We start from the raw sequence: 1371 nt of genomic DNA on the forward strand, positions 1-1371 counted from the left end.
CGCAGGCCGGGGCCTATACGGGCGTCCGACAGGGCGGTGAACTAACCGACCGCCGTATAGGCCCCGGCCTGCGCCGGGGTGACGGGGTGGGTGTCGGTCAGGGAGTCCTGTGACCCCCCCAGGCCCTACAGCGTGCCGATCGCCAGGAACTTCGCGCGCCTATCCGAACGCAGCGCCTGCGGTGTCATCGGGCTGAGCTTGTCCAGCTCGTCACCGATTGCCTTCTTCAAATTGGCAATCGCGGTCGCGGGGTCGCGGTGCGCGCCGCCGACGGGCTCTGCCACCACGCGGTCGACCACCTTTAACCGGTGCAGGTCGCTCGCCGTGACCTTCATCGCCTCGGCGGCATCGGCGGCGCGCTCGCTGTTGCGCCACAGGATCGATGCACAGCCTTCGGGCGAGATCACCGCATAGACGGCATGTTCGAACATCAGCACGCGGTTCCCCGCCGCCAGCGCGATTGCCCCGCCCGAACCGCCCTCACCGACGATGGCCGAGATCATCGGCACCCCCAGCGCCAGGCATTGCTCGGTGGACCGCGCAATCGCCTCCGCCTGCCCGCGCTCTTCGGCCTGGACGCCGGGAAACGCACCCGATGTATCGACCAAAGTCACCACGGGCACGCCGAACCGGTCGGCCAGCTGCATCAGGCGGATCGCCTTGCGATACCCCTCGGGACGGCCCATTCCGAAATTGTGGCGGATGCGACTGGCGGTGTCGTTGCCCTTTTCATGGCCGATGATCATCACGCGGCGTCCGTCGATGCGCCCCAGGCCGCCCAGGATCGCCTGGTCATCGCCGAACGCGCGGTCACCCGACAACAGTGTGAAGTCGGTGACCATGCCCGCCACATAATCGCGGAAATGCGGTCGGTCAGGGTGTCGGGCAACCTGCGTCTTTTGCCACGGCGTCAGCCGGGCATAGGTGTCACGCAGCAATTTGTCGGCCTTGCCCTCAATCCGCGAAACTTCATTCGAGATGTCGGCCTTGCTCCCATCGGCGGTTTCACGCAGTCCGGCAATGCGCGCCTGGAGTTCGGCAACGGGTTTTTCGAAATCGAGAAAAGCTGTCATGGTTTCCGACTAGGTTCGCTCAACGCTCCGGTCAACGCGAGAGGTCGCGATCGACGAGCGGATGCCGTGTGTTGACCAGTTCGACCAGCCGTGCCGTCTCGACATGCGTATAGATCTCGGTCGTCGCAATATCGGCATGACCCAGCATCGTCTGCAGCGCGCGGAGGTCAGCTCCACCCTCCAGCAAATGGGTGGCAAATGCATGGCGCAGGACGTGCGGGCTGACCCGTTCGGGTGGGATGCCCGCATCGATGGCCAGTCCCTTTAGCATCTGGAACAGGCGAACGCGGCTCAAATG

At 65.1% G+C, this 1371-nt stretch carries 2 protein-coding genes; both read right to left on the minus strand.

Annotated features, from left to right (window positions below; translation table 11 throughout):
• Positions 1-125 precede the first annotated feature (125 nt).
• Entirely contained in the window at positions 126-1073 is a 948-nt protein-coding gene (locus Q0R02_RS08215) for an acetyl-CoA carboxylase carboxyltransferase subunit alpha (RefSeq protein ID WP_293882308.1), read from the minus strand.
• 31 nt (positions 1074-1104) lie between these two features.
• A partial coding sequence (locus tag Q0R02_RS08220) for a tyrosine-type recombinase/integrase (RefSeq protein WP_293882310.1) occupies positions 1105-1371 on the minus strand: 267 nt, incomplete at its 5' end.

This window comes from Sphingomonas sp., from assembly GCF_025353885.1.
In the GTDB taxonomy this organism is placed as follows: Bacteria; Pseudomonadota; Alphaproteobacteria; order Sphingomonadales; family Sphingomonadaceae; genus Sphingomonas_O.

What these genes read in the sequence shown, in the direction of transcription:
- Q0R02_RS08215 (WP_293882308.1), bottom strand. Translation starts at nt 1,073, where the DNA reads ATGACAGCTTTTCTCGATTTCGAAAAACCCGTTGCCGAACTCCAGGCG.